Source organism: Pseudomonas sp. 65/3-MNA-CIBAN-0223 (assembly GCF_040310425.1).
Lineage (GTDB): Bacteria > Pseudomonadota > Gammaproteobacteria > Pseudomonadales > Pseudomonadaceae > Aquipseudomonas > Aquipseudomonas gregormendelii.
Genome location: NZ_JBEOPV010000390.1, coordinates 1 through 220 on the forward strand (window position 1 = coordinate 1; position 220 = coordinate 220).

The 220-nt window shown below is 47.7% G+C and carries 1 rRNA gene; it reads right to left on the minus strand.

Annotated elements, in window-relative coordinates:
- A 5S ribosomal RNA gene (rrf, locus tag AAEZ09_RS29325) occupies positions 1 to 86 on the minus strand; the annotation flags it as partial.
- Between the last annotated feature and the right edge of the window lie 134 nt (positions 87 to 220).

The following is a 220-nucleotide window of genomic DNA, read 5'->3' on the forward strand; positions in this document are numbered from 1 at the left end:
AACCCCACACTACCATCGGCGATGCATCGTTTCACTGCTGAGTTCGGGATGGGATCAGGTGGTTCCAATGCTCTATGATCGTCAAGAAATTCTGTGACCCGCCCGTTACAGCAGTAACGTGCAGGTGAAAATGAGTGACTTCTACAAAAACAAAACCCCTACCTGCATACGCAGATAGGGGTTTCGGAATTTAATCTTGACGATGACCTACTCTCACATG